The sequence below is a fragment of the Leptotrichia sp. oral taxon 218 genome, assembly GCF_018128225.1.
Lineage (GTDB): Bacteria > Fusobacteriota > Fusobacteriia > Fusobacteriales > Leptotrichiaceae > Leptotrichia.
Genome location: NZ_CP072377.1, coordinates 1,914,732 through 1,940,034 on the forward strand (window position 1 = coordinate 1,914,732; position 25,303 = coordinate 1,940,034).

The 25,303-nt window shown below is 32.6% G+C and carries 18 protein-coding genes, 2 tRNA genes, 4 rRNA genes and 3 pseudogenes; 4 read left to right on the forward strand and 23 right to left on the reverse strand.

The features are described from left to right. Position 1 precedes the first annotated feature (1 nt). The 13 genes and pseudogenes from J5A73_RS09075 to J5A73_RS09135 all read right to left on the reverse strand — a co-directional run bounded on the left by J5A73_RS09075 (position 2) and on the right by J5A73_RS09135 (position 14,215). Positions 2-211 (reverse strand): hypothetical protein, encoded by a 210-nt coding sequence (locus J5A73_RS09075; RefSeq protein ID WP_211615147.1) that lies wholly within the window; start codon positions 209-211, stop codon positions 2-4. A gap of 178 nt (positions 212-389) precedes the next feature. Then, a pseudogene (locus J5A73_RS10585) lies at positions 390-518 on the reverse strand (dTDP-4-dehydrorhamnose 3,5-epimerase family protein); the annotation flags it as partial. Positions 519-811: 293 nt separating this feature from the next. Continuing rightward, positions 812-1,171 (reverse strand): RNA-guided endonuclease InsQ/TnpB family protein, encoded by a 360-nt coding sequence (locus tag J5A73_RS09085; RefSeq protein ID WP_371813434.1) that lies wholly within the window; start codon positions 1,169-1,171, stop codon positions 812-814. A gap of 342 nt (positions 1,172-1,513) precedes the next feature. Next, positions 1,514-1,786: a hypothetical protein gene (locus tag J5A73_RS09090; protein WP_211615150.1), complete on the reverse strand. Its 273-nt coding sequence runs from the start codon at positions 1,784-1,786 to the stop codon at positions 1,514-1,516. Between the two features lie 250 nt (positions 1,787-2,036). Continuing rightward, a complete protein-coding gene (locus J5A73_RS09095; protein ID WP_211615154.1) occupies positions 2,037-3,218 on the reverse strand; it encodes a VWA domain-containing protein in 1,182 nt (393 codons plus the stop codon). 48 nt (positions 3,219-3,266) lie between these two features. Beyond that, the gene (locus tag J5A73_RS09100; protein ID WP_211615156.1) at positions 3,267-4,196 is read right to left on the reverse strand and encodes an Abi family protein; all 930 of its coding nucleotides are present in this window, start codon (positions 4,194-4,196) and stop codon (positions 3,267-3,269) included. A 154-nt stretch (positions 4,197-4,350) separates the two neighbouring features. Continuing rightward, a pseudogene (locus J5A73_RS09105) lies at positions 4,351-6,629 on the reverse strand (DUF5682 family protein). 14 nt (positions 6,630-6,643) lie between these two features. Further along, a complete protein-coding gene (locus tag J5A73_RS09110; RefSeq protein WP_015769594.1) occupies positions 6,644-7,744 on the reverse strand; it encodes an AAA family ATPase in 1,101 nt (366 codons plus the stop codon). Between the two features lie 3 nt (positions 7,745-7,747). Then, positions 7,748-9,664: a hypothetical protein gene (locus J5A73_RS09115; RefSeq protein ID WP_211615158.1), complete on the reverse strand. Its 1,917-nt coding sequence runs from the start codon at positions 9,662-9,664 to the stop codon at positions 7,748-7,750. 24 nt (positions 9,665-9,688) lie between these two features. Next, positions 9,689-11,095 (reverse strand): SWIM zinc finger domain-containing protein, encoded by a 1,407-nt coding sequence (locus J5A73_RS09120; RefSeq protein ID WP_211617426.1) that lies wholly within the window; start codon positions 11,093-11,095, stop codon positions 9,689-9,691. 333 nt (positions 11,096-11,428) lie between these two features. After that, a complete protein-coding gene (gene rfbC, locus J5A73_RS09125; protein WP_211617428.1) occupies positions 11,429-12,007 on the reverse strand; it encodes a dTDP-4-dehydrorhamnose 3,5-epimerase in 579 nt (192 codons plus the stop codon). Between the two features lie 153 nt (positions 12,008-12,160). Continuing rightward, entirely contained in the window at positions 12,161-13,369 is a 1,209-nt protein-coding gene (locus J5A73_RS09130; protein ID WP_211615159.1) for a dTDP-glucose 4,6-dehydratase, read from the reverse strand. Beyond that, positions 13,370-14,215 carry a glycosyltransferase family 2 protein gene (locus tag J5A73_RS09135; RefSeq protein ID WP_211615161.1) on the reverse strand — a complete coding sequence of 282 codons (846 nt, stop codon included), beginning with the start codon at positions 14,213-14,215 and terminating at the stop codon, positions 13,370-13,372. Positions 14,216-14,393: 178 nt separating this feature from the next. Between J5A73_RS09135 and J5A73_RS09140 the strand changes: the two genes are divergently transcribed. Beyond that, positions 14,394-14,621 carry a heavy-metal-associated domain-containing protein gene (locus J5A73_RS09140; RefSeq protein ID WP_211615163.1) on the forward strand — a complete coding sequence of 76 codons (228 nt, stop codon included), beginning with the start codon at positions 14,394-14,396 and terminating at the stop codon, positions 14,619-14,621. 69 nt (positions 14,622-14,690) lie between these two features. Here the strand turns inward: J5A73_RS09140 and J5A73_RS09145 are convergent. The 6 genes from J5A73_RS09145 to J5A73_RS10590 all read right to left on the reverse strand — a co-directional run bounded on the left by J5A73_RS09145 (position 14,691) and on the right by J5A73_RS10590 (position 21,046). After that, positions 14,691-14,767, reverse strand: a tRNA-Asn gene (locus tag J5A73_RS09145). Positions 14,768-14,779: 12 nt separating this feature from the next. After that, positions 14,780-14,892, reverse strand: a 5S ribosomal RNA gene (gene rrf / locus J5A73_RS09150). Between the two features lie 54 nt (positions 14,893-14,946). Beyond that, a 23S ribosomal RNA gene (locus J5A73_RS09155) occupies positions 14,947-17,850 on the reverse strand. 112 nt (positions 17,851-17,962) lie between these two features. Then, positions 17,963-19,474, reverse strand: a 16S ribosomal RNA gene (locus J5A73_RS09160). The 16S, 23S and 5S rRNA genes sit together here with 1 tRNA gene alongside, the layout of an rRNA operon. 268 nt (positions 19,475-19,742) lie before the next feature. Beyond that, positions 19,743-20,753, reverse strand: coding sequence for a hypothetical protein (locus J5A73_RS09165; RefSeq protein ID WP_249069258.1), 1,011 nt, complete (start codon positions 20,751-20,753; stop codon positions 19,743-19,745). After that, positions 20,702-21,046 carry a hypothetical protein gene (locus J5A73_RS10590; RefSeq protein ID WP_249069259.1) on the reverse strand — a complete coding sequence of 115 codons (345 nt, stop codon included), beginning with the start codon at positions 21,044-21,046 and terminating at the stop codon, positions 20,702-20,704. The genes J5A73_RS09165 and J5A73_RS10590 overlap by 52 nt, the downstream gene beginning before the upstream one ends. 204 nt (positions 21,047-21,250) lie before the next feature. Here J5A73_RS10590 and nadE point away from each other — a divergent pair, with 204 nt between their 5' ends. From nadE to J5A73_RS09180, 3 genes are all read left to right on the forward strand, one after another. Further along, positions 21,251-21,988 (forward strand): NAD(+) synthase, encoded by a 738-nt coding sequence (gene nadE / locus J5A73_RS09170; protein WP_211615166.1) that lies wholly within the window; start codon positions 21,251-21,253, stop codon positions 21,986-21,988. A gap of 1 nt (position 21,989) precedes the next feature. Further along, complete coding sequence (gene pncB, locus J5A73_RS09175) at positions 21,990-23,186, forward strand: nicotinate phosphoribosyltransferase (protein WP_211615169.1); 1,197 nt, start codon at positions 21,990-21,992, stop codon at positions 23,184-23,186. A gap of 118 nt (positions 23,187-23,304) precedes the next feature. Continuing rightward, positions 23,305-23,847, forward strand: coding sequence for an adenylyltransferase/cytidyltransferase family protein (locus tag J5A73_RS09180; RefSeq protein WP_211615171.1), 543 nt, complete (start codon positions 23,305-23,307; stop codon positions 23,845-23,847). A 185-nt stretch (positions 23,848-24,032) separates the two neighbouring features. Here the strand turns inward: J5A73_RS09180 and J5A73_RS10780 are convergent. The 4 genes and pseudogenes from J5A73_RS10780 to rrf (J5A73_RS09200) form a co-directional block, all read right to left on the reverse strand. Next, positions 24,033-24,134: pseudogene (locus J5A73_RS10780) on the reverse strand (transposase); the annotation flags it as partial. Positions 24,135-24,270: 136 nt separating this feature from the next. Beyond that, entirely contained in the window at positions 24,271-25,029 is a 759-nt protein-coding gene (locus J5A73_RS09190) for a site-2 protease family protein (RefSeq protein WP_211615175.1), read from the reverse strand. 32 nt (positions 25,030-25,061) lie between these two features. Beyond that, positions 25,062-25,138 (reverse strand) — tRNA-Asn (locus tag J5A73_RS09195). A gap of 12 nt (positions 25,139-25,150) precedes the next feature. Then, positions 25,151-25,263: ribosomal RNA gene (gene rrf, locus J5A73_RS09200) — 5S ribosomal RNA — on the reverse strand. Positions 25,264-25,303 lie beyond the last annotated feature (40 nt).

Sequence of the window (25,303 nt, forward strand, 5' to 3'; positions counted from 1 at the left end):
ATTATCTTCTTTTTGCTCTAGGTTCTCTTTTTACATAAACTTTTTTTGATTTTTTAGCTTTTTTAGCTTGTCTTATCGCCGCTTTACTTTTCATAGTTGAAATGATTTTTCTAGGTTCTTTTTTTACATAAACTTTTCTCGCTGAAAAAGAAACTGCTGAAAAACTCAATACTCCCAAAACTAATAACGATTTTTTTATGATATTTTTCATTTTATCATCTCCAATCAAAATTTTTCACATTATAGCACTTTTTTATCTAGAAATCAAAATTTTTCTATTTTTTATAGTAATTTGAACTCATTTTTTAATATTTTTCAAAATATTTCTTATTTCTATCAAAATTCTGATGTTTAGTATCCTTATCAGAAATTGTCAATTCACTAGGAGCAATCCCAAATTCCTCAAACGACTTTTTATTATATGTTTCCAAGAAAAATCCTCTTTCATCTCCAAAAACTTTTGGCTGAATTACTACCAAATCTTTTATTGGTGTTTTAATTACTTCAAAATTATTCATAATTTTCTTGTATGACATTATAACAAATGCCATATTCTCCTTTCTTTTTTATTTTGTTTCATTGTTTTATAAAAACTACTATTTTTTATTTTTTTAATCTTTAACCCTTTTTATAGCAAAATCCTTCTTCTAAATCTAAAATCAAAAAATTATAATTTATAAAAATTCAAAACTTCGTTAGTGAACTACTCCCGCTTTTAGAAGCGGAGCTTCTTGGGAAGTATCTGCTTTTGTTAGCCAAATATATTTACCAAACTCTTCGGGTAGTTCCTACCCTGTCTTCTTTTATTTTCTTAATATTCCAACATTAATTTTCCAATATCTCTTATATTCATTGCCGCATTGTAATCTCTATCAATCTCAATTCCACAGCACTCACATTTATAACTTCTTTCTGATAATTTCAGTTCCTCTTTAACATTTCCACATTTACTGCAAGTTTTCGAAGACGGAAACCACTTATCTATTTTTAAAAATTGTTTTCCTAAAAACATCAACTTGTACTCAAGCATCCTCAAAAACATTCCCCATCCATTATCTCCTACACTTTTCCCAAAATTTAATGCCTGGCTCATCCCTTTCATATTCAAATTTTCAACAACTACAGCATTATACGCTTCAGACAAATTTTTCGATAATTTATAATGTATTATTTTTACTTAATTCTAATAATTGATAATTTAATGCTTGAACTTGATTATATTGTTGCTTTATTTGTTCTTCTAAATGATTTATAAATTTTTCTTTATTCTCTAATTGAAATTATAAATTTTTCACTTCATTTTGTAATTATAATTGTAAATTGTAATTTACATTACAATCATTTTTTTTATTTTTTTAATTATAAAAATATTTCCACTTTCATCTTCAACTTTTTCAATAACCCCTTTATTTATGCGATTATAAAAAGTTTTCAAAGATTTTATTCCATATTTTTTTGTAATATTCTATTGTAATTTTTACACTCATAATTACAATTCATTTTTTATTATACTTTATAAATATTTTCTTACGACTATTTCAACAACCTTATTCCCTTTATCACTAACAATATATTTACCTTTAGTATTATTAAAAGTATTAATAAAATTATCTTTTTTAAGTTCTTGCATTATTTTATTAGTTTTATTTTTAGAAAAATGTAAACTATCTGCTATTTCTTGTTGTGATAATGCTATATATTTATTATTTTTTATTTCTATTTGATTGTCATATAAAAATTTTAATAACTTATATTTATCGTTAGTAAAATCAACTAAATTTATCAAAATAATCACATCCTTTTTTATATTATTAGAATATATTTGATTAAAATTGTCTATAAAAAAATATCATAATAGTGTATTTTATAAAAATATTATAAATAAAAATAGGATTAAAAAATTAAAATCCTATTTTCACAATCTTTTATATGTATTTTGTTGTAAAATGTATTGTAATATGCTATTTTAAAGTGTTTTTATTATCCCTTGTTAAACGGAATATATAAAAATAATTTTATTAATCTTCTTTGAAATTCTATTTTTTCTTGCTAAACTCTTTCTCAAATGAACTCAAATCCATATTTTTCAACACTCTCTCAAGTAAAAGTGGCAATTTTTCAGGATTACAAGCAAAACATGGAATTCCAAGTGAAGCAATTTTTCCAGACATTTGTGAATCATAATAAGGTTTTCCATCTCCAGATATTGCTAAAAGGCAAACTACTATTACTCCCGAATCTTTCATTTCTTGTAATCTTCTTAACATTTCACCACGATTCCCACCTTCAATTAAATCAGAAATTAGAAAAAATATTGTTTTTTTCGGATTTTCAATATATTTTGTACAATATTTAATTGATTTATTGATATTTGTTCCACCACCTAGCTGAAATCCGTATAATAAATCAACTGGATCATCTGATTTTTCTGTCAAATCCACAATTTCAGTATCAAAAGCTACCACACGTGTTTTCAGTGAAGCTATACTCGCTAAAATACACGCCATTACTGAAGAATAAATTACAGATTCTCCCATAGATCCACTTTGGTCAATATCCAAAATGACTGTAAATTTACTCGTTGGATTAACGCTTGCTCTCTCAAAAAAATAATAATGCTCTGGAACAATTTTTTTTAATTCTCTGTTGTAATTTTTTATCCCTCTTCGTATCGTTGTTTTAAAATCTAAAGATGACGCAGATGGAATTGGCGAGTGTTGTTTCTTGTTAAGTGCTGCTCTAACTGCTCTTCTAATATCACTTTCCAACAATTTATTAATTTCCTCTACAATTTTTTTTATAAAATTTCTAACACTTTCTTTACTTTTTTGTGGGATTTGCTCTTTCAAAAGCATAATTGTTGAAGCAAGATTTATGTTAGGCTCTACTTGATCCAATATTTCAGGCTCAAAAAGCAATTGTTTCAATCCACATCTTTCCATCGCATCCGTCTGAATAATTTTCACCAATTCTTTATCAAACAAAGTTCTAACATCTCCAAGCCATCTACTAATTTGTGGATTAGACGGACCTCGCCCAGCAGAGTCTCCACCCATAAATTGTCCTGTCGGATTATAAATCGCATCCAATGCCTTATCCATCAACCAATCTTCCTCTGTAAAACTTGGAATAGCTTCTGAATCCATAGACGAAAATTCTTCTTCCGTATCTTTTCCAAGAATTAATCGCCAACGTTTTATATCTTCTTTATAGTCCATTTTTACACCTCCTTAATATTTTAAAAACTAAATTTATATATTAATGATTTAATTATTTTTTTGTTTTTTGTCTATTACTCTGTTGATTCTCTCTAAAAAATTCTCTGGAAGATTTGTAATTTTAGCAAAATCATTAAATCGTTCTCTATCTTCATTTTTTATAAAAAAAGCTAATTCTTTTAATATTTCAATTCTTAAAAACTCATTATCCAACAGTAATATTATTACTAAAATCATAGAAAAAATATCATTACTTCCTCTACCATATTTTGAATAATCATTTTTATTTGTTAATTTTAAATATCCATGTTCATTCAACACTTTTTTTAAGTACCTAAAAACCACATATCTTTTTGATTTATAATTTACAAAATTCATTGAATGTGCTATTTCATTACGAAATTTTCTAATTAGAATAAGACTGTTTCTAAATAACTCCTTTGCCTCCATTTTTTCAGTTTGTAAAAAATTAAAAGGTATTATTTTTTCTTTTATTTCTTCAGATAAAAAATCATATAACGATGTCATTTTACTAAAGGTAACTTTTTTAAATAAAATATATGGATTTTCATCACCACTTAATTCATTTATTTCCTCAATTACATTCCTAATAATTTCTTCACTATCATTTCTCAATATATAATTTTTAATATTCAGATATTCCTCTTTTCTTACTCCTAAATTCTCAGAAATTACAGATGCCATTTTATTTTTAAAAACTCTTTCAATATATACTGTATATTTGAAAAGTATATTTTGAATACTTCTATCATAATGATAAAATTGAAATATCTTCTCAATTGTAATATTTTCCTTGAATCTTCCATCTTTCATAAACAATTTTTCATAAACTTCTATTACATCAAAAGAAGAAAAATGTTTCAAAATTTCTTTCGCATTATTAATGCTCTCAATTATTAAACCTTTTTCTTTTAATTGCTCTATTTGTTGTTCTGTAAATAAAATTTCTTTCCCCATTTTCTCTCCTATTAAATAAAAAAGTCTTGTTATAGAAAACTACAACAAGACCGATGGTCTAAACGACCGATTCATCTTACTGTAAGAATACCATAAAAAATTATTTTTGTCAATTACCTTATTTTCAATTTTTCTTTCAAAAAATTATTTTCGATCAAATATCATCAAAATCAAATTCTTCTAATCCTGCAATTATTTCTTTCTCATTTTCTCCCAGATCATCATTTATTACAGCACTTACATCATTTTTATTCAAGCCCCATATTTCTGCGATATTTTCGGCAATATCATGCTTTTCATTTGAAGTAAAGTCAGCAAAAGCTCTTCTTAAAAATAATAATGCTCTTTTAAATTCTTCCTCATCTAAGTTTGAAATATAGTTTTGGAGTTTTTCCCAAAGTCCAAGTCTTGCAATTAAGGTATAATGATTTTTCATCGATAGACCTTCAAACCAAGTTGCCCCTAAATCTGCGGGAACCCCTTTTGATAATCTTTTTTCGACTTCTTTTCCAAGTACTTCATTATCAATTTTTCCAGCTTCCAGTAATATAGCCATTGCAAGTCCTGAGATTTTTGTATTTAAATCGTCTCTCTTTGAAATTTCTAAAAGAAGTGAATACCATCTTTCTCTATCTAAAAAATCATGATTTTCAACTACAGTATGCATTATTATTATACTTTTAGCTAGTTCTACTGCTGCATTATTGTCGCAAAAAGACTCGCTCGGCAATATTAAGCAAACTCTTAAAAAGAGTTGCTCAAGAATAGGAATCAGAACTTTTGTATCTAATTTTCTGATATCGCCATAACGAAGCATCAGTGATAAAGTCGACATTGTCTTGGCTATTTCATCAATAGGGACGTCACCTGTTATAAAATTTTGTAATGCTTGAAACGCTTTTTCTAGTGCTTTTGGCATTCCACAATAAAAGGCATCTTTCACTATTTCTGCCATTTCTGACAGTGTTTTTGCACCTTCTATTCTTTGCATTAATTCAAAAGCTGTTGCAAATTCAATTGTATCTCCTTTTAAGATTGTTTCCACAATTTCAATTTCTGTTTCTGGTTTCCATTGTAACATCCATTCTTCTGCCCAAGTTGTATTTTCTTGGCGATTCCCAATAAGTTTTGCAAACGAAATATTCAAAACTCTCAATTTATGAAAAAAGAATGAACGCTCCAAGTCCATAAATGCTAATTTTTCTGATTGAACCCTTAATTTTTCCCTCAAATCTAATTTTATTTCTGTCGCTGTTAATGAACGATATTTTTCAAGTTTCAATTCCTTCAATAAATTGTAAAAATCTGACTGTATTGACGTTTGAATAGCTTCCTTTGGAATACTTCCTATTTTTTTCCCAACTTCAACATTCGCCATTGCTAAAACTAGTTCTGAGTAGCTTCCGTGTGCCATACAAGTAATCGCTGCATCTTTTATATCCTTCAACGTCGGTATTTTCCCATCGTGCAAATTTGCCAATGAAGTTGCTAGATGGACTGCCTCTATAATTTGAGCTGACGATACCATATTTCCATTTTCCCTTTGATATTCTGCAATTTTACTTAAATACATATATGTCGCAAAAAGTGGGTCTTCTTTCTCTAAACCATTCCACAAAAATTCATAATACCCTGGCGCCTTATTTCCAGCTCCATAATTTGAATAAGTCGACAATTTATAGTAAGAATAAGGCATTAACGTTTTTTTAGATTCTAATTTTGGTAATTTTTTGATTTCCTTTTCAGTCAAAATCAATTTGCCACTTTCTATTCCTTCAACATGAAAAGCCCCAACAACCATAGCAATTTCATCTATTTTGTAGCCTTCTTTACACACATCGGAAACAACTTTACACATGTACGACTCTCTAATAATATTTTTCGCATCAGACACCGTATTTGATAAAGTCAACTCCCTCAAATGTTTCCCATAATCTTTCGCTCCACTACTATATGCCTTATAATCAGAAGCCTGTTCCACTACTCTTTCCCAAAAGACTTCATCATCTGAATCTTCCGAATATTCATTAATTTTTCTATAAATGTAGGCATTCAAATTTTCCTCTGGATTCTCATCTAAATTTTTCTTTACACTTTCTACACCTAAAAAATTGAAGATGGCAAATCACAAAATCTACACTCTACTCCATTTTCCTTTGCCCATAAAATAGCTTGATATTCTGGAGAAAACTCTGCAAATGGATATACTATTGTCTGGATAGGCGCTTCTAAAGTGTAAGCCATTACGGCAATTGGCGGAACAATATTTTTTCCATTAATTTCGCTAATAAGGTCATTAAAATCAGAAGGCCCTTCTATCAAAACGATTTTTGGCTGTATTTCATCTAAATAATTTTTCAAATAATGTGCTCCAGCTGGTGAAAAATGCCTAACTCCGAATATATTCGGTTTCCCTTCATTTTGTTTTTTCATTTATTCCACCGCCTTTATTTAGTAGCTTTGTTAAGTGCCTTACATTCTTTATAAAGATCCAGCCATTCTGAACCTCGTTTTTTCATAATATTTTCCAAATATTCTTCCCAAATTTGCCCATCTTTACTATCTTCTTTTACTACAGCTCCCTGCAATCCTGCCGCCAAGTCATAATCTGATATCTCTCCATCCCCAAAACTTCCAGCCAACGCCATACTATTCGCTAAAAGTGAAATAGCTTCTGCAGTCGATAACACATTTGCAGTCGGCTTTATCTTTTGTCTTCCATCTAACGTAACACCTTGACGCAATTCTCTAAATACCGTACAAACTTTTTCAATAACTTCCTCTTCAGGCAATTTCGCATTTAAATCCAAATTTCCTGCAAGTTGCGTAACTCTACTTCTAACAATATCTATCTCTGCTTCAAGTGTATTCGGACTTGGTAACACCACAATATTAAAACGTCTCTTTAACGCTGCCGACATTTCATTAACTCCTTTATCACGAGTATTCGCAGTTGCAATAATAGAGAACCCTTTTTTAGCTGGAATTTCTACATTCAATTCAGGTACACTCATTCTTTTTTCTGACAACAAAGAAATCAACGCATCTTGCACTTCTGACGCACAACGAGAAATTTCTTCTACTCTAGCAATCGCCCCATCTTCCATCGCTTTATAAATTGGACTTGGTATCAACGCATCTTTTGTAGGCCCTTCTGCAATCAACATCGCATAATTCCAAGAGTATCTAATTTGCTCTTCAGTCGTTCCCGCTGTTCCTTGAATAACTCGTGTCGAATCTCCATTTATCGCCGCCGTCAAATGCTCTGACAACCAAGATTTCGCAGTCCCTGGCTCCCCAATCAGCAACAATGCCCTATCCGTAACCAAAGTCGAAATTGCAATCTCAACCAATCTTTTATTTCCAATATATTTAGGCGTTATCACTTTTCTTCCAGCTTTCCCTCCACAAATATATGTCAACACTGATTTAGGTGACATTTTCCATCCAGTAGGTATTGGATTTTTTTCCGCCTTAATTAACGCATCAATTTCATCTTGAAACATCTGTTCTGCTGTTAATCTTTGTAATTCTTCTTTTTTAGCCATTTTTTACAACTCCTTCACTTTCATTCCATTATTTAACTTTTCTAGCCATTTTTCACATAAATTTATAGACATTCTTTTTGTTTTTTTATCCATTTCAAATAATTCTTCAATTTGCTTTATTAATTCACTTTCAGATATAGGAACTTCATTTAAAATGTATCCTATTGATCTTACTCTATTATGTAATTTAGGTGCATTTTTTTCTATATCTATCTTTCCTTTAAGAAAATCCTTATAATCTGTCCATCCCAATTTATTTAAGAATGCTATATCATCATTGTAAGGAATACGAGAAAGAATAATATTATAGTAAAATGCTCCGTATTTTTCTTTCATTCCCTTTATATCTGGATTATATAAGCTCTTTAAATCTCTATGATATGAACTGTAATAATTCCAATTTCCATAGAAATCATCTTCAATATTAAAGATTATATTATACCATTTTTTATCAAAACCATTTAACTTTATTTTCATAACACTATAATCATTTATATTTTGCCAATATAAAATATATTCTTTATTTTCTTCATCATAGTGAATATGGAAAATTACATTAAATAATGTACTAAAATCCTCTTGAACTTTAGCTTCTTCCTTATTTTTAGAAAGTTTATTATTAGCAAAGAATGTATGGAATAATTTTTTTATTCCTTTTTCATCTTTTCCTACTCCTGCAAATTTAGAAAAATTCTTATATGTAGTTTCAGGTTTATCTTTAATAAGTGAAATTAAAAATTCTTGTTCTAAGAACTCTCCTTCATATATCTTAGACAGTTTCTTTATTAAATTCGTAATTTCTTTATTTATTTCGGTTACTATGTAATGGCTTAAAATTCTTTTTACAGCAGCTTTATTATAAGGATACAGTTCTTTGTATAATGATAAAGTTTTTTCTGTTCTTTTATTTGAACTAACTGAACACAATTCTGCAACCTCTTCTTGAACTTTTCTTCTTTCTTCTTTTGTTTTTAATGTTTTATTTTTTAAATCTTCTGTATATTCTTTAATATAATTATTAATATAATCTGATACCCATTGCTGCTCTGTTCTCGCCATATATTCCATATTTTCAAACGGTTTTTTTCTAAAAAATTTATCCCACTCTTTTTTGACTCTCTCATCATCCATATACGCAAGACTTTCAAAAACTTTATTCTTCAATTTCCCACGTTCTTTTTTCATTAAATCTAAAAGATAATCAACGTTATCCTGATCATATGCCAAAGCTCCAATTGCAACTTCTTTCACTTCTTTTCCACCATTTTCAACACAATATTTATAAAATTCATTTTCATCACCTTTACAAATATCCTCGATAATTTCCAATCGGGCAATCATTTCCTTTTTACCTTGAGGATTAAATCCTTCTTTCAATAGCGGAACTATCTCTTTCCCCTGTTTCTTTAACATTTTAATCATTAAATCTATAATTCCAGAATAACTATCATTAAGTCCGTTTATCATAAATTTCTTCACTCTAAAGTCATTCACTATTTCAGGATTATTCCATCGTAATGTCGAATCAATAACTCTAAAACGACCACCGCCAGTTCCTTTAAATGCAGCAATTAATTCGCTCAACTCACTGTAATGAAGTTCTTGATAAAAATTTTCTTTTCCAGCAGTCGTTTCCATTTTTTGCAAATTATCACCTGAATAAGTTGTCGCTTGGGTACAAAGCACCGCATCAAGCAAAGCCAACAAATCTAATAATAAATCACATTTATCTTCCTCATCGCCTTCAATCAATTTTTGCCCCATTTCATAAATTTGTTTAAATACTTTGGCAGCCGAAGCATACCCCTTCATTTGATCAACAGCTCTTTGTAAACGAAAATCATCTTTCACCAAATTTATCCCAACAATCGAAACATTTTCAAGCCTATTCTTCAATTCATATAACGGTTCTAAATTCATTTTTTCTCCTTCCTAAACTTCATTCTAAAATCCAAAACGAATAATTTTATCATCAGTTATGATACTTTGTGCTTGGGCATAAATATTTCTACCTTCATAAAATAATTTTACAAACATCACTTGATTTTCCAAACATTCATTTGGCAAAAGTTCATAGAAATTTTCTGAAAATTCCTTGCTTTTTTTATCTCTAAACTCTATCATCTTTTGATTTTTATCAATTAAAATATATTTTTTCTTACCTTCTTCTTCAACAAACATAATTTTTTCAAATTCTAGTAATAAAGCCACTTCATTATTTGTCAAAATATTTTTTAATTCATTTTTAGCAATTTTTATAGCTTGATCTATACTTTGAGCATGTTTTTTTATCTCTTTGTAACAAGAACTTTCAATTTTATCAAAACTAGCGGCATCCCATCTTATTCTCTTATTAACTCCACCTGGATAAAAAGTTAATGTAGGCACCGTCAATAATGAAAAATTAGAATTTTCCTGCTTAATATATTTCATCGCCGAACGAGGTCTATAATTGGCAGTATATGACACTTCCCCACTCTCTAAATCAATCCAGTATCCACAATCTGTAAAAATCTTACTAGCCTCATCATAATTCACTTCAAATGAAAGCTGCACCAATCTCGCATTTTCCTTTTTTAACCCCAAATCATTCAACTGAGTTAACTTCCACACGCCTCCTAAATCCTCATACAACGTATTATCCGTCAATTCTGGATCATTCTTTTCAAGTTGCTCATTCAAAAACTCTCTACCTTTTTTCTCAATCGCCCTCAACTTTTTCAAACATTCTAAAGCCGTCTGATAATGTCCCTTATCTTGATCCTCTTTATATGCCTGAATTTCCAAAAGTAATCTTTGAAACAAAACTTGTGGTCCCGGCAAATAATAATCTCCCAATTGTTTTACAATATCTCGATACTCTGTAATCGAAACACTCCCCATTGCAGAAAGTCCAACTTTCAATAATTGCGAACTTATTTTCTTTATCAAATCTAGCCCTTCAAGTTGCTTTTTAATTTTCTTTGTTCTAGCTGATTTAGATGCTTTTGAAGAAGTTTTTTTCTTAACTTCCTTTTCCTCATTCGCCCTTTTAGCCTTTAATTTTTCCTTTTTTTCTCTCTTTGCCAAAATATCTTCTGGTATTTCACACTCCTCAAATTTTTTCCCTCTCAATATCTCAAATAACAAAGCTAATCCATGCTTACAAGGAAATTGTCTACTTGGACAAGTACATCGTGTAACAGGATTTTCTTCATCAATAAAATCCACCGAAACCGTATAATTCGATTTCCCACTTCCCTTACACTCGCCCATATACAAAGTATCGTCAACCGAACGCCATAATTTCAAAAATGCCCCTTTATCGCACAATTTTTTTGCATTTGAAATCGCCGAAGCATTCGGAGCCATAGCAAGAATTCTACTCTCCTCTAATTTCTTCACAATACAAACCTCCTTCTTTTTTATCCAAAATTCACTCAATTTTTCTAAATTTATCTAAACAAATAATACTAAAACAAATATTGAAAATTTAAGTAAAATAATTTTAATTTATTATAACACAATTCACTATAAAAATATGAAAATATTTTTGCATAAAAAAAGTTCCCACTTTAATAATAAAATGAGAACTTCTATACGAATATTAAGAGTGTAAAAATTTTTGTGTAAATAAAATAGCGAAGTACTTAATTTACTAGATTTTCTATTAGTTCAGACAAAATTCTAGACACTCTTGCAACATTAATATTTTTCAAAATATTTCTTATTTTTATCAAAATTCTGATGTTTAGTATCCTTATCAGAAATTGTCAATTCACTAGGAGCAATCCCAAACTCCTCAAATTTCCAGTCAATCCCAATAGTTTCGTCATTCCACATAATTCCGCTATCATATTCTGGCGAATACAAATCTGTACATTTATACATAAATTCTGTATCATCTTCCAATGTCAAAAATCCATGCGCAAACCCTTCTGGCACAAAAAACATAGTCTTATTAGCTTCTGTCAACAAAACTCCATACCACTTACCAAAAGTTTCGCTATCCTTTCTCAAATCAACAGCAACATCGTAAACACTACCTTTTGCAACCCTAACAAGTTTCCCTTGAGTATTTTGAGTTTGAAAATGCAACCCTCTCAATACGCCTTTTTTCGATTTTGAATGATTATCTTGAACAAATTCCATCGTAAGTCCCAATTCCTCAAACGACTTTTTATTATATGTTTCCAAGAAAAATCCTCTTTCATCTCCAAAAACTTTTGGCTGAATTACTACTAAATCTTTTATTGGTGTTTTAATTACTTCAAAATTATTCATAATTTTCTTGTATGACATTATAACAAATGCCATATTCTCCTTTCTTTTTCATTTTTTTAATCTTTAATCCTTTTTATAGCAAAATCCTTCTTCTCAATCTAAAATCCAAAAATCATAATTTATAAAAATTCAAAACTTTGTTATTCAATATCCCTATTTATTTCCATACATTTCATCATAGTATTTTTGATAATCTCCAGAAGCCACTTCATTTACCCATTCTTGATTTTCTAAATACCATTTTACTGTTTTTCTAATTCCTGTTTCAAAATCAGTTTCAGGATACCATCCAAGTTCCCTCGCAATTTTTGAAGGATCAATCGCATATCTCATATCGTGACCCAATCTATCTTGAACATAAGTTATCAAATCATAATTTACATTCGCCAAGTCAGTTTTCAACACCTTTTTGTATTCGTCATTCGCAGTAATTTCATCCTTCAAAATATCAATTACCAATTTTACAATATTAATATTTTGCTCTTCATTAAATCCACCAATATTGTAAACTTCTCCCAATCTTCCGTTTCTCACAACCAAATCAATTCCTTTACAGTGATCCTCAACATAAAGCCAATCTCTTACATTGTCACCTTTCCCATAAACAGGCAATTTCTTCCCTTCAAGCACGTTTTTTATCATCAAAGGAATCAATTTTTCTGGAAAATGGTACGGACCATAATTATTCGAACATCTTGTAATATTTATCGGCATTTTGTAAGTTTCTCCATATGCAATTACAATGTGGTCAGCTCCTGTTTTTGAAGCAGAATAAGGACTTCTAGGATCAAGCGGTGTCTTTTCTGTAAAAAATTTATCTCCATAAGTTTTCAAATTAGTTCTATTTTTTACAACTTTTTTCACTTCTTCATCTTCAATTACCAAATCAATCGCTGTTTCATAATCCTTAGACAAACTTCCATAAACCTCATCAGTAGACACTTGTAAATATTTCACACCATCTTTGTAAATTGGATATCCATTTTCATCTTTTGAAACAGTCCAAGCTTTTTTTGCATTTTCCAACAAATTCTGAGTTCCTAAAATATTTGTTTCCAAGAAAATTTGTGGATTTTCAATCGATCTATCAACATGCGATTCCGCCGCAAAATTCACCACAAAATCAACATCATTTTCAGAAAAAACTCTCTCAATCTCTTTCCTATCCCTAATATCGACCTTCTCAAATTTTACTCTTTCATCCTTCAATTCCTCTTTAATCGTCCCCAAATTCCCCGCATAAGTCAATGCATCAACAACTACAACCTTTATATCTTCTTTCCCTTCATACTTTTTCAAAATATATTTCAAGAAGTTTGCACCAATAAATCCCGCTGCTCCTGTTACTAAATATGTTTTCATTTATTTCCCTCCTAAATTTTGATATTTTCTTCTAGTTTCATCATTTTTAATTTTTCGCTCTTTATCAAAAAACCATCCCCATTTATTAAAATACTTAATGGCAGATTTTATATGAAACATCATTAATTTTCTTGATTTATACGAAGCTTTTCCATGCTCATGAAATATCTCAACTTCTGGATAATAAATAACTTTATATTTCTGCCCAATTCTTCGGCACAAATCGTAATCTTCCATATACATAAAATACCTTTCATCAAATCCGCCAATTTCCTTTAATGCCGAAACTCTTGAAAAAATAAAGCATCCTGAAAGTATTGGAACTTCCATTATTCTGTCAAAATTAGCCCATCTCATTTCATAATCGTAATCCATTTTATAAATAATATTTTTAAACGGTAAAAATCTTCTAAATACAAGATTCGAAGGTTTTGGAAACAATCTGCAAGTATAACTAAAATTTCCTCCCAAATCTTTAATTTTAGGACCAATTTGCCCAATTTCGCCCTGCTTTTTCATATACTCAAAAATTTTTTCAATGACATTTTCTTCAAAAAAAATATCTGCATTAATTATCAAATGAAATTCAGATATTTCAGAATTGCTAATTAATTTATTAATAACTACATTATGACCAGCCCCAAATCCCTTATTCAAATTATTAAAAATATATTCTATTCTATTGTCATCTATTTCCTTAAAAAAACTTCTTAAATCATCTTTTTCAGAATTATCCGAAATCCATAATTTAAAATTCAATTTGATTTTTTGAAAACATTCAATTATTTTCTTCAAATCATTTTTTGGAGTATTATATGTTACAATACACGCTGTAAAATCATACATAACCTCTCCATCTCTCCTTTTCTAAAAAGTCAACTTAAGAGCATTATACCATTTTTTTTAACAATTTTAAATAAAAAATTACTTTTTAAATATTAAAAAATATTTCATAAAACTTGAATTTTAAAAAAAAATTTTATATAATAAAAGTGAAAGTTTAAAATGAATGGAGATGTTTTTTATGATAAAAAAATTAATTGAAATCGAAGGAATGCACTGTGAACATTGCAAAAAAAAAGTTGAAGACACACTATATTCAATTCCAGAAGTTGAAGAAGCGACAGTAAATTTAGACAAAAAAAATGCAAAAATAACTTTAAATGAAGAAGTAGATGACATTTTAATCGCTAATTTAATAAATAATGCTGGTCATTACAAAGTCAAAAATGTAACTGAAATTGCTGAATAAAAATAGTCTTTAAAATAAAAAATACCAATTCTAAGAAATATAGGATTGGAATTTTTTAATACAAAAAAATGGCGTCCCCGGTTGGACTCGAACCAACGACCCTCTGATTAACAGTCAGATGCTCTAACCAGCTGAGCTACGGAGACGCAAAAGAAAAAGTTTGGCGACTACCTATTTTCCCTAGTACGGACTAAGTATCGTAGGCGTAAGCAGACTTAACTTCCGGGTTCGAGATGTAACCGGGTGTATCCCTGCTGCAATGGTCACCAAACAAGTAATTAAATGTCAAAAGACAATGAGAAATAAATAGTAGGCAAGTAAAAGATTAAAAAAGCTTAAGTAATATTAGTACTGGTCAACTGAATGCATTGCTGCACTTACATCTCCAGCCTATCGACCACATAGTCTCTGTGGATACTGTGAATACTCATCTTAAAGGGGGTTTCTCGCTTAGATGCTTTCAGCGATTATCCTGACCAAACGTGACTACTCAGCCGTGCCACTGGCGTGACAACTGATACATCAGAGGTTTGTCCATCCCGGTCCTCTCGTACTAAGGACAGAACTTTTCAGTATTCAAGCGCCTGCAGTGGATAGGGACCGAACTGTCTCACGACGTTCTGAACCCAGCTCGCGTGCCTCTTTAATGGGCGAACAGCCCAACCCTTGGGACCTTCTCCAGCCCCAGGATGAGACGAGCCGACATCGAGGTGCCAAACACTTCCGTCGATATGGACTCTTGGGAAGTATCAGCCTGTTATCCCCGGGGTAGCTTTTATCCGTTGAGCGACGGCCCTTCCATGAGGGACCGCCGGATCACTAACTCCTACTTTCGTACCTGCTCGACCCGTCGGTCTTGCAGTCAAGCTCCCTTATGCGTTTGCACTCGAAGGTTGATTTCCATCCAACCTGAGGGAACCTTTGAACGCCTCCGTTACTCTTTTGGAGGCGACCGCCCCAGTCAAACTGCCCACCTAGCACTGTCTCCGCAAGCGGATTAGAATTTCGACAACATATGGTTGGTATTCCAACAGCGACTCAGAAAAGACTGACGTCTTAACTTCGAAGTCTCCCAACTATCCTATACACACATTGCCAAAACCCAATGCCAAGCTACAGTAAAGCTCCACGGGGTCTTTCCGTCCTACTGCAGGTAGCCGGTATCTTCACCGGCATTACAACTTCACCAGGTCTCCAGCCAAGACAGCTCTCAAATCATTTCACCATTCGTGCAGGTCGGAACTTACCCGACAAGGAATTTCGCTACCTTAGGACCGTTATAGTTACGGCCGCCGTTCACCGGGGCTTCAAATTGGAGCTCTCACTCCTCCTCTTAACCTTCCGGCACTGGGCAGGTGTCAGCCCATATACGTCGCCTTTCAGCTTAGCATAGACCTGTGTTTTTGGTAAACAGTTGCTTGAGACTCTTCACTGCGGCCTGTTTCCCCTGGGAGTGTTTCTCTCTTTAGGTATATCAGGCACCCCTTCTCCCGAAGTTACGGGGCTATTTTGCAGAGTTCCTTAGCTAGAGTTATCCTGTCGGCCTTAAGTTTCTCACTCTGTCCACCTGTGTCGGTTTAGGGTACGGGCACTAACGAGTCTTGTTAGAAGTTTTTCTTGGCAGTGTAGGATCTGTGACTTATGCAAAAGCACTTACCCATCAGGTCTCACCTATAGACACGCGGATTTACCTGCGTGTCCAAGCTACGCCCTTAGAAAGGCTAATCCGACAGCCTTCTCACATACCTTACTGCGTCACTCCATCACTCAAACGACTGATAGTGGTATAGGAATATTAACCTATTTACCATTCGCAATCACATCTCCGCTTACGCTTAGGTCCCGACTTCCCCGGGGCGGACGAACCTTCCCCCGGAAACCTTGGACTTCCGGCCGGAGGGATTCTCGCCCTCCTTCTCGCTACTCATTCCTGCATTCTCGCTTCTGATGTCTCCAGCCGGCCTTACAGCCGGCCTTCATAGACCTACAGAACGCTCTCCTACCAAGCGGCAAAACCGCTTCCACAGCTTCGGTTTATGTCTTTAGCCCCGTTACATCTTCGGCGCAGATACTCTCGACCAGTGAGCTATTACGCACTCTTTTAAGGAATGGCTGCTTCTAAGCCAACCTCCTGGTTGTCTGTGAATATCCACCTCCTTTCCCACTTAGACATAATTAGGGACCTTAGCTGGTGGTCTGGGCTGTTTCCCTTTTGTCCGCGGACCTTATCATCCACGGACTCACTCCGAATCAGTAATAAATGGTATTCGTAGTTTGCTTGATTTCGGTAAGCAATATGCCCCCTAGATCATACAGTGCTCTACCCCCAGATATCTAAAATTCAGGCTGCACCTAAATGCATTTCGGAGAGAACGGGCTATTTCCTAGTTCGATTGGCTTTTCACCCCTAGACCTATCTCATCTCCCAACTTTTCAACGGCGGTGAGTTCGGCCCTCCACTGAGTCTTACCTCAGCTTCAGCCTGGACAGGCCTAGATCACTAGGTTTCGCGTCTATGACTAGCGACTGAGACGCCCTATTAAGACTTGGTTTCCCTTCGGCTTCATTAATTAACCTTGCCACTAATCATAACTCGCAGGATGATTAACCAAAATCCACGCAGTCACCCCGAAGGGCTCCTACCGTTTGTAAGCACACGGTTTCAAATTCTATTTCACTCCCTTGCACAGGGTTCTTTTCACCTTTCCCTCACGGTACTCTTCACTATCGGTCAATAACAGTATTTAGCCTTGCGTGATATGGTCCACGCGGATTCACGCCAAATTCCTCGTGCTTGACGCTACTCGGGAGTTTCAAGTCATAGCATAGCATATACATGATACAGGACTATCACCTTCTATGGTTCAGCTTTCCATCTGATTCTACTTACTGCTAGACTACTTAGACATTATGGCATCAGTCGTATGAAATCCCACAACCCCGTACCGGCAACGCTGCCAGCTTGGCACCGGTACGGTTTAGGCTTATCCCAGTTCGCTCGCCGCTACTTAGGGAATCGTTTTTACTTTCTTTTCCTCCTGTTACTTAGATGTTTCAGTTCGCAGGCTTACCACTTTCGTGCATACTCTTCAAGTATGCGGGTTGCCCCATTCGGAGATTCAGGTGTCATTGATTATGTGCATCTCGACCTGACTTATCGCAGCTTATCACGTCCTTCATCGGCTGTTATTACCTAGGCATCCTCCGTGTGCCCTTAATTAGCTTTTTTTTATTAACAGAATAATCTATTTTGTTGTAATCTTTTACCTACTATTCATTTCCCATTGTCCTTAAAAGGAAAAACTACAAAGAAGAAGAAGTGTAAGAAAAACTCTCCTTAGAAAGGAGGTGATCCATCCGCACCTTCCGGTACGGATACCTTGTTACGACTTCACCCCAATCACTATTCACACCTTAGATACCTTCTTCCGAAAGGTTAGACCGGCAGCTTCAGGTGCAAACAACTCTCGTGGTGTGACGGGCGGTGTGTACAAGACCCGAGAACGTATTCACCGCGGCATTGCTGATCCGCGATTACTAGCGATTCCAACTTCATGAAGTCGAGTTGCAGACTTCAATCCGAACTTGGACTGGCTTTAGAGGTTAGCTAAGCATTGCTGCATTGCGGCTCTCTGTACCAGCCATTGTAGCACGTGTGTAGCCCAGATCATAAGGGGCATGATGACTTGACGTCATCCCCACCTTCCTCCTGCTCTTCGCAGGCAGTCTCGCTAGAGTCCCCAACTTAATGATGGCAACTAGCGATAGGGGTTGCGCTCGTTGCGGGACTTAACCCAACATCTCACGACACGAGCTGTCGACAGCCATGCACCACCTGTCACTCGGTTCCCGAGGGCACGGTGATGTTTCCATCACCTTCCGAGGATGTCAAGATCTGGTAAGGTTCCTCGCGTTGCGTCGAATTAAACCACATGCTCCACCGCTTGTGCGGGTCCCCGTCAATTCCTTTGAGTTTCAGCCTTGCGGCCGTACTCCCCAGGCGGATTACTTATCGCATTAACTTCGGCACGGACACTCTTCATGCCCACACCCAGTAATCATCGTTTACAGCTAGGACTACCAGGGTATCTAATCCTGTTCGCTCCCCTAGCTTTCGCACTTCAGCGTCAGTTATCGTCCAGTGAACTATCTTCATCATCGGCATTCCTACACATATCTACGAATTTCACCTCTACTCGTGTAGTTCCGTCCACCTCTCCAATACTCTAGCCAGGTAGTTTCCAAGGCAAGCTGCTGGTTGAGCCGGCAGTTTTCACCTCGGACTTATCTGGCCGCCTAGATGCCCTTTATGCCCAATAATTCCGGATAACGCTCGCGACATACGTATTACCGCGGCTGCTGGCACGTATTTAGCCGTCGCTTCTTCTGCAGGTACAGTCACTTTCTTCCTCCCTGCTGAAAGCACTTTACGATCCGAAAACCTTCTTCGTGCACACAGAATTGCTGGATCAGGGTTGCCCCCATTGTCCAATATTCCCCACTGCTGCCTCCCGTAGGAGTAAGGGCCGTATCTCAGTCCCCTTGTGGCCGTCCACCCTCTCAGGCCGGCTACCTATCATCGCCTTGGTAAGCCGTTACCTTACCAACTAGCTAATAGGACGCAAAGCTCTCAAATGGCATCTCTTTTCATAAACTCACTATGCAGCAAGTTCATAATATCCGGTCTTATCAGCCGTTTCCAGCTGTTATCCCAGTCCATTCGGCAAGTTCTTTACGCGTTACTCACCCGTCCGCCATGGTTATCACGGTGCAAGCACCGTTTCCCCATCGACTTGCATGTGTTAAGCATTCTGTCAGCGTTCATCCTGAGCCAGGATCAAACTCTTCATTCAATAATATATTTCTATATCTTTTTTCACCTTTTATTCATTGACGAGATTTATTGCTAAATCTTGACTTGCTTTTTATCTATCACACTACTTTTTCTTCTTCTTTTTTCATTGTCCTTTATGTCGACTCTTTTCTTATCAACGAAATATATTATATCAAAAAAAAAATTTGTTGTCAACACTTTTTTTGAAATTTTTTTGTTTTTTTTTGATTTCTTATTTTTGATAACTTCTTTTCTAGGTTTTTTTATGTTTAAATTTTTTTATAATTTTAGATATAATTTAATTTTTTTATTTTTTCTAAATTCGAAGTTGAAATACGGTATATTTTTAACCCATAGCTTTTTAACTTATAATAAGCAGAGTGAGAATTGTAGGATGTATCGAAAATTATTATATCTGAATTTTTTAATTTATCCGAGTTCCTGAAAACTTCTTTTGCATTTATAAATTCTATATCAAACTTTGTTTCTTCTGCGTACTTTTGAGCTTTTTCCATACTTTGTAAACTCCATTTTCCGCCGACGACTTTTATATTTTTATCTTTAAAATTTAAAGTTTGTTCTTCTGGAAGTTCTTTTATATTTATATTTTCAGTCACTTCCATTTTTTCGTCTTGCTCCATATTTTCAATTTTATTTTTCAACTTTTCGATTTCTTTTTGCTGTTTTAAAATTAGTTTTTCAAGTTTATTATCTCCTTGATTTTTCAAATTTTGTTTTAGTTTTTTATTTTCTATTTCTAGTTTATCATGCTCCAAAATAAAAAAAAGATTTTCTCCTTCAATTTTTTCCAATTCAGCCATTAATTCTTCCACTTCTTTTTCCTGGTCACTCATTTTGCTAAAATTTGCATCCAGAATTTCAAAACTTATTTTGAGTTTTTCTAACATCTCAAAACATTCTCTTATTTTTTCGTCAAAAAAAATTACATATTCTATTGGAACAGAAAAATATTTTAATTCTTTATTAAACTCTAAACCATATTTTTCTGATATTTTTTCTAAATTTCTTTTTTTTATATTTTTAAATTTTATATCTAAATAATTCTCAAATTCTTCTTGAAAATTTTTAGATTTAAAAATTTCTTTTAAAAATGGAGCTTTTTCAAAAATTTTAATATTTTTTTTGTTTAAATTTTTACACAAATTTAAATATTCTTTTTTGAAAAATTCTAAACGCTCACTCATTTCACCTGTAGTCAAAATATAAAGTATCATTTGTTCAGGATTTATTCCACGACCAAAAATTTTTCGTATTTTGATTTTTCTAAATTCTTCCAAATACTTTTTTCCGACAAATTTAAATAATTCTTTTTAACATATTCATTGTTAAAATTTATCAATTTTTTTAAAATGTTTTTATTTCCTTTTTTTATTTCTGCAATAATTTCAATTTTTTTCTCAAAAAAACTTTTATTTGACTTAACATTGCTAAAAAAAACTTCTTCAAATTTATTACTGTTAAAATTATCAATTAACAAATCTGCGAATATATTTTTATTTATCGAAATCAAATTTTCTATCAATGCCATTATATTTTTATTCACTTTATTCACTTTATTTACTTTATTCATTTTTCTTCTTTATTCCTTCTTTTTTTAAATCTTATTATTCTAAATCTTCTTAATTATGAATTTTCTTAAATTATACATTTCTTAAAATATAACATACTGTATTTATCATTAGAAAAGTCTAATATGGATATTACTTTGTAATTTTTTTCATAAAACTTGCCATTCACAAAATTTCCAGGTATAATAAGGTAAAGAGGTGATTTTATGAAAAATGAAAAAGAAAAAGTTATCGAATGGATAAAAAAATATTTTGAAGAAAATGGAAAAAACTGTAAAGCAGTTGTAGGAATTTCTGGTGGAACGGATTCTTCGGTTGCGGCAGCACTTTGTGTGGCAGCTCTGGGACGAGAAAATGTAATAGGAGTTCTTATGCCAAAAGGTATGCAGCATGATATTGATTATTCCAAAAAATTAGTTGAGTTTTTGAAAATAAAACATTATGAAATAAATGTGGAGAAGCCTGTGAATGACTTAAAAGAATTAATTTCGCAGCAAACGGGAGTAAATCCTGATGAATTTGATGCCTACAAGACTAATCAGCCTGCCAGAATACGGATGGCTGTGCTTTATGGAATTTCTGCCATTGTTGGTGGGAGAGTGGCTAATACTTGTAATTTGTCGGAAGATTTTGTGGGTTATTCAACAAAATTTGGAGATGCTGCGGGGGATTTTTCTCCAATTTCTGATTTTACAAAAACCGAAGTGCGAAAACTTGGAGCTGAACTTGGACTTCCTGAAATGTTTTTGAAAAAAGTGCCTGAAGATGGAATGAGCGGGAAATCTGATGAGGAAAAATTGGGATTTAGCTACGAAGTTTTGGATGAATATATTAGAACAGGAAATATTTCAGATTTGAGAATAAAAGAAAAAATAGACTATTTACACAAAATAAATTTACACAAAATTTTACCTATGCCATCGTATAAAAAAGGAGAAAAATAAAATGAAACTAAAGCCAATTATAACATCACTGCTTGATACAGATCTTTACAAATTTAATATGAACCAGGTAATTTTTCACAAACATACTGATTTAGTTGGAGAATATCACTTTAAATGCCGTACTCCAAATATTTTCTTTACAAAAGAAATGGTTGCGGAAATAAACGAGCAAATTGACCATTTGTGCAGTTTACGGTTTAAAAATGAAGAATTAAACTACTTGCGTTCGATAAGATTCATAAAGCCAGACTATGTCGAGTTTTTAAGGCTTTGGCATCCGATTAAGGATTATGTGACTACGGTTCTTGAAAATGAAGAACTTAGAGTTATTGTCTCTGGACCGCTTTTTAGTGCAATGCAGTTTGAGATTTACTTGCTTGAAATTATTAACGAAGTGTATTTTAGAATGAAGTTTAATTATGATGAATTGCTTGTTTCTGCAAAAGAAAAATTAGAAAAAAAGATTTTGGATTTTAAAAATAAAAAATATAACTTTAAATTTGCTGAATTCGGCTGCAGAAGACGGCTTTCAAGAGAATGGCAGGAAGAAGTAGTGAAAAAATTATCCAGCGAAACTCAAAATATGGTAGGAACTTCCAATGTATTTTTGGCAATGAAATACAATTTAGTGCCAATCGGAACTTATGCACACGAGTATGTCCAAATGTACCAAGGAATCGACTCAATACCGCTATCTTACACAAATCATTACGCATTAAAAGACTGGTATGACGAATACAAGGGAGATAACGGGACAGCACTTACCGACACAATAACGACAGACTTATTTTTAAGGGATTTTGACAGAAGCATGGTAAATAACTACACAGGAGTGCGGCATGATTCAGGTGATCCATATATCTGGGCTGAAAAAATATTGAATCACTACGAAAAATATGGAATAGATTCAAAAACAAAGATGCTTTTATTCAGCGATTCGCTAAATTTTGACGAAGCAGAAAAAATTTACAAGACATTTAGAGATAAGATTAAACTTTCTTTTGGAATAGGGACATTTATAACTAATGACACGAAAGAAAAACCGCTGAATATCGTAATAAAACTTCAGTATGTAAATGGTAGACCAGTTGCCAAATTAAGTGATGTGGAAGGAAAAGTTATGTGTGATGATGAAAAATATTTAAAATATTTGAAGGCGTCAGTAAAATTTAGGCTAGAGCGGGAAAAAGAATATTAAAAAAGTTTAAATCTTTAAATAAGCAGTTATAGCAGCAAGAAATCTTGACTCCTTGTAAAAATATATAAAAAATTTTGAAATTTTATATTTAATTTATAAAAAAAACGGAGAAACTTTAATGAAAAAATATAAAACAGGCTTAGTTCTGGGAAGATTCCAGACATTTCATAAAGGACATGAATACATTATAAATAAAGCTCTTGAGATATGTGACAAAGTTTTGGTATTTATCGGTTCTAGTGATAAATCTGGAACAATTGAAAATCCTTTTTCCTATGAACTAAGAGAAAAATTGATAAAAAAAATTTATGGGAATGAAATCGTGGAAAATAAATTGATAATTTCTCCACTCGCTGACTTGGGTGCTGGAAATGTTACAAAATGGGGGGATTATTTATTTTGTGAAGCGGAAAAAATTTTGGGAAAAGTTGATTGTATTGTTTATGGAGAAGAATCTAAATGCAAGAGCTGGTTTAGTGAGAAAATAAAAAAATCTGTAAATTTTATTGTAATTTCTAGAGATGACATAAAAATAAATGCTTCCACTTTGAGAGAACATATGAGAAAAAATGATTTTGAGAGTTGGAAGAAATTTGTGAATGAAAAAAATTGGGGTGAATTTGGAAAAATGAGGGAAATTTTGATTAAAATTCAAAGATAATTTTAAATTTTAACTTTTATAAGGCTGTTTCGTACTTTTTTTATGAGACAGCCTTTCAAATTTTTACTTTTTTATCTTGAACTACTTTTCTGAACCTCCCACAACTAAAGTCGCAGAGTTCTAAAATCTTTAAAAATATTTAAAAATTTTCTAAGAAGTTTGATAGCACAACAACTATCCTTATTCTTTATTCTTTTAGGCGTGTTCAACTCGCCCCCATTGTATAGGACAACTTTTAAGTCCACAACTTTACTTTTCTTTAGAATATTTAATACTCCATTACAGTCTTCAATCAAAGATGTTATATTATATATTCTACATTTTACCTAATAAAATTTTTCCATATGCTTACTAAATTTTCGTGCAATTCATCTCACAGCTAAAGTTGCGAGTGTTCTTGCACTATTTCATAAAATACAATTCTTAAAGACCTAAATTTATTCCTGCCAATTTAAGAAAAAAATCAAACATTAATAAAATTTTATCAGAAAAATATTCGTTTACAAAATATGCTATCATTACTATTATCACAACTCCATATTTTTCAATAAAATCATAAATTTTTTTTATTTTTCCAGAAGAAAAAAAATAGACAATTCTTCCGCCATCTAAAGGAGTTATCGGTATTAAATTAAAAATTCCTAACAACAAATTTATTAAATAAATATAAATAAATATTTTTACAACATTACTATCAATTCCAAGTCTATTTCCAATAATTCGAAGTACAATTAATGAAACTGCCGCTAAAATAAAATTTACCACAACTCCAGCTATACAGACACAAAAAATGCCTTTTTTTCGAGGAATCAGCTTATAAAAATTTACAGGTACAGGTTTTGCCCATCCAATTAAAAATTTAAATCCACATAAAAATATTATAAAAGGAACAACCATTCCAAATAAATCAATATGCTTTAGGGGATTCAAAGTTATTCTTCCCATATTTTTTGCCGTATTATCTCCAAAACAATATGCAACATATCCATGTGCAATTTCATGAAAAGTCATTGAAAACATGTAAACAACAAAAATAATCATCACATCTATCGACATTTCAAAATTTTCAAGAAATTTAAAAGCAAAAAAAATAGTTACTAATAAAAATAGTCCCAATCTAAATTTAAAATTTTCATTCCAAAAAATTACAATCTTATCAAATAACTCACTTTTGACTCCCATAAAAACACTCCAAAAAATAAAATAAAAAAAAATGGCGTCCCCGGTTGGACTCGAACCAACGACCCTCTGATTAACAGTCAGATGCTCTAACCAGCTGAGCTACGGAGACGCAAAAGAAAAAGTTTGGCGACTACCTATTTTCCCTAGTACGGACTAAGTATCGTAGGCGTAAGCAGACTTAACTTCCGGGTTCGAGATGTAACCGGGTGTATCCCTGCTGCAATGGTCACCAAACAAGTAATTAAATGTCAAAAGACAATGAGAAATAAATAGT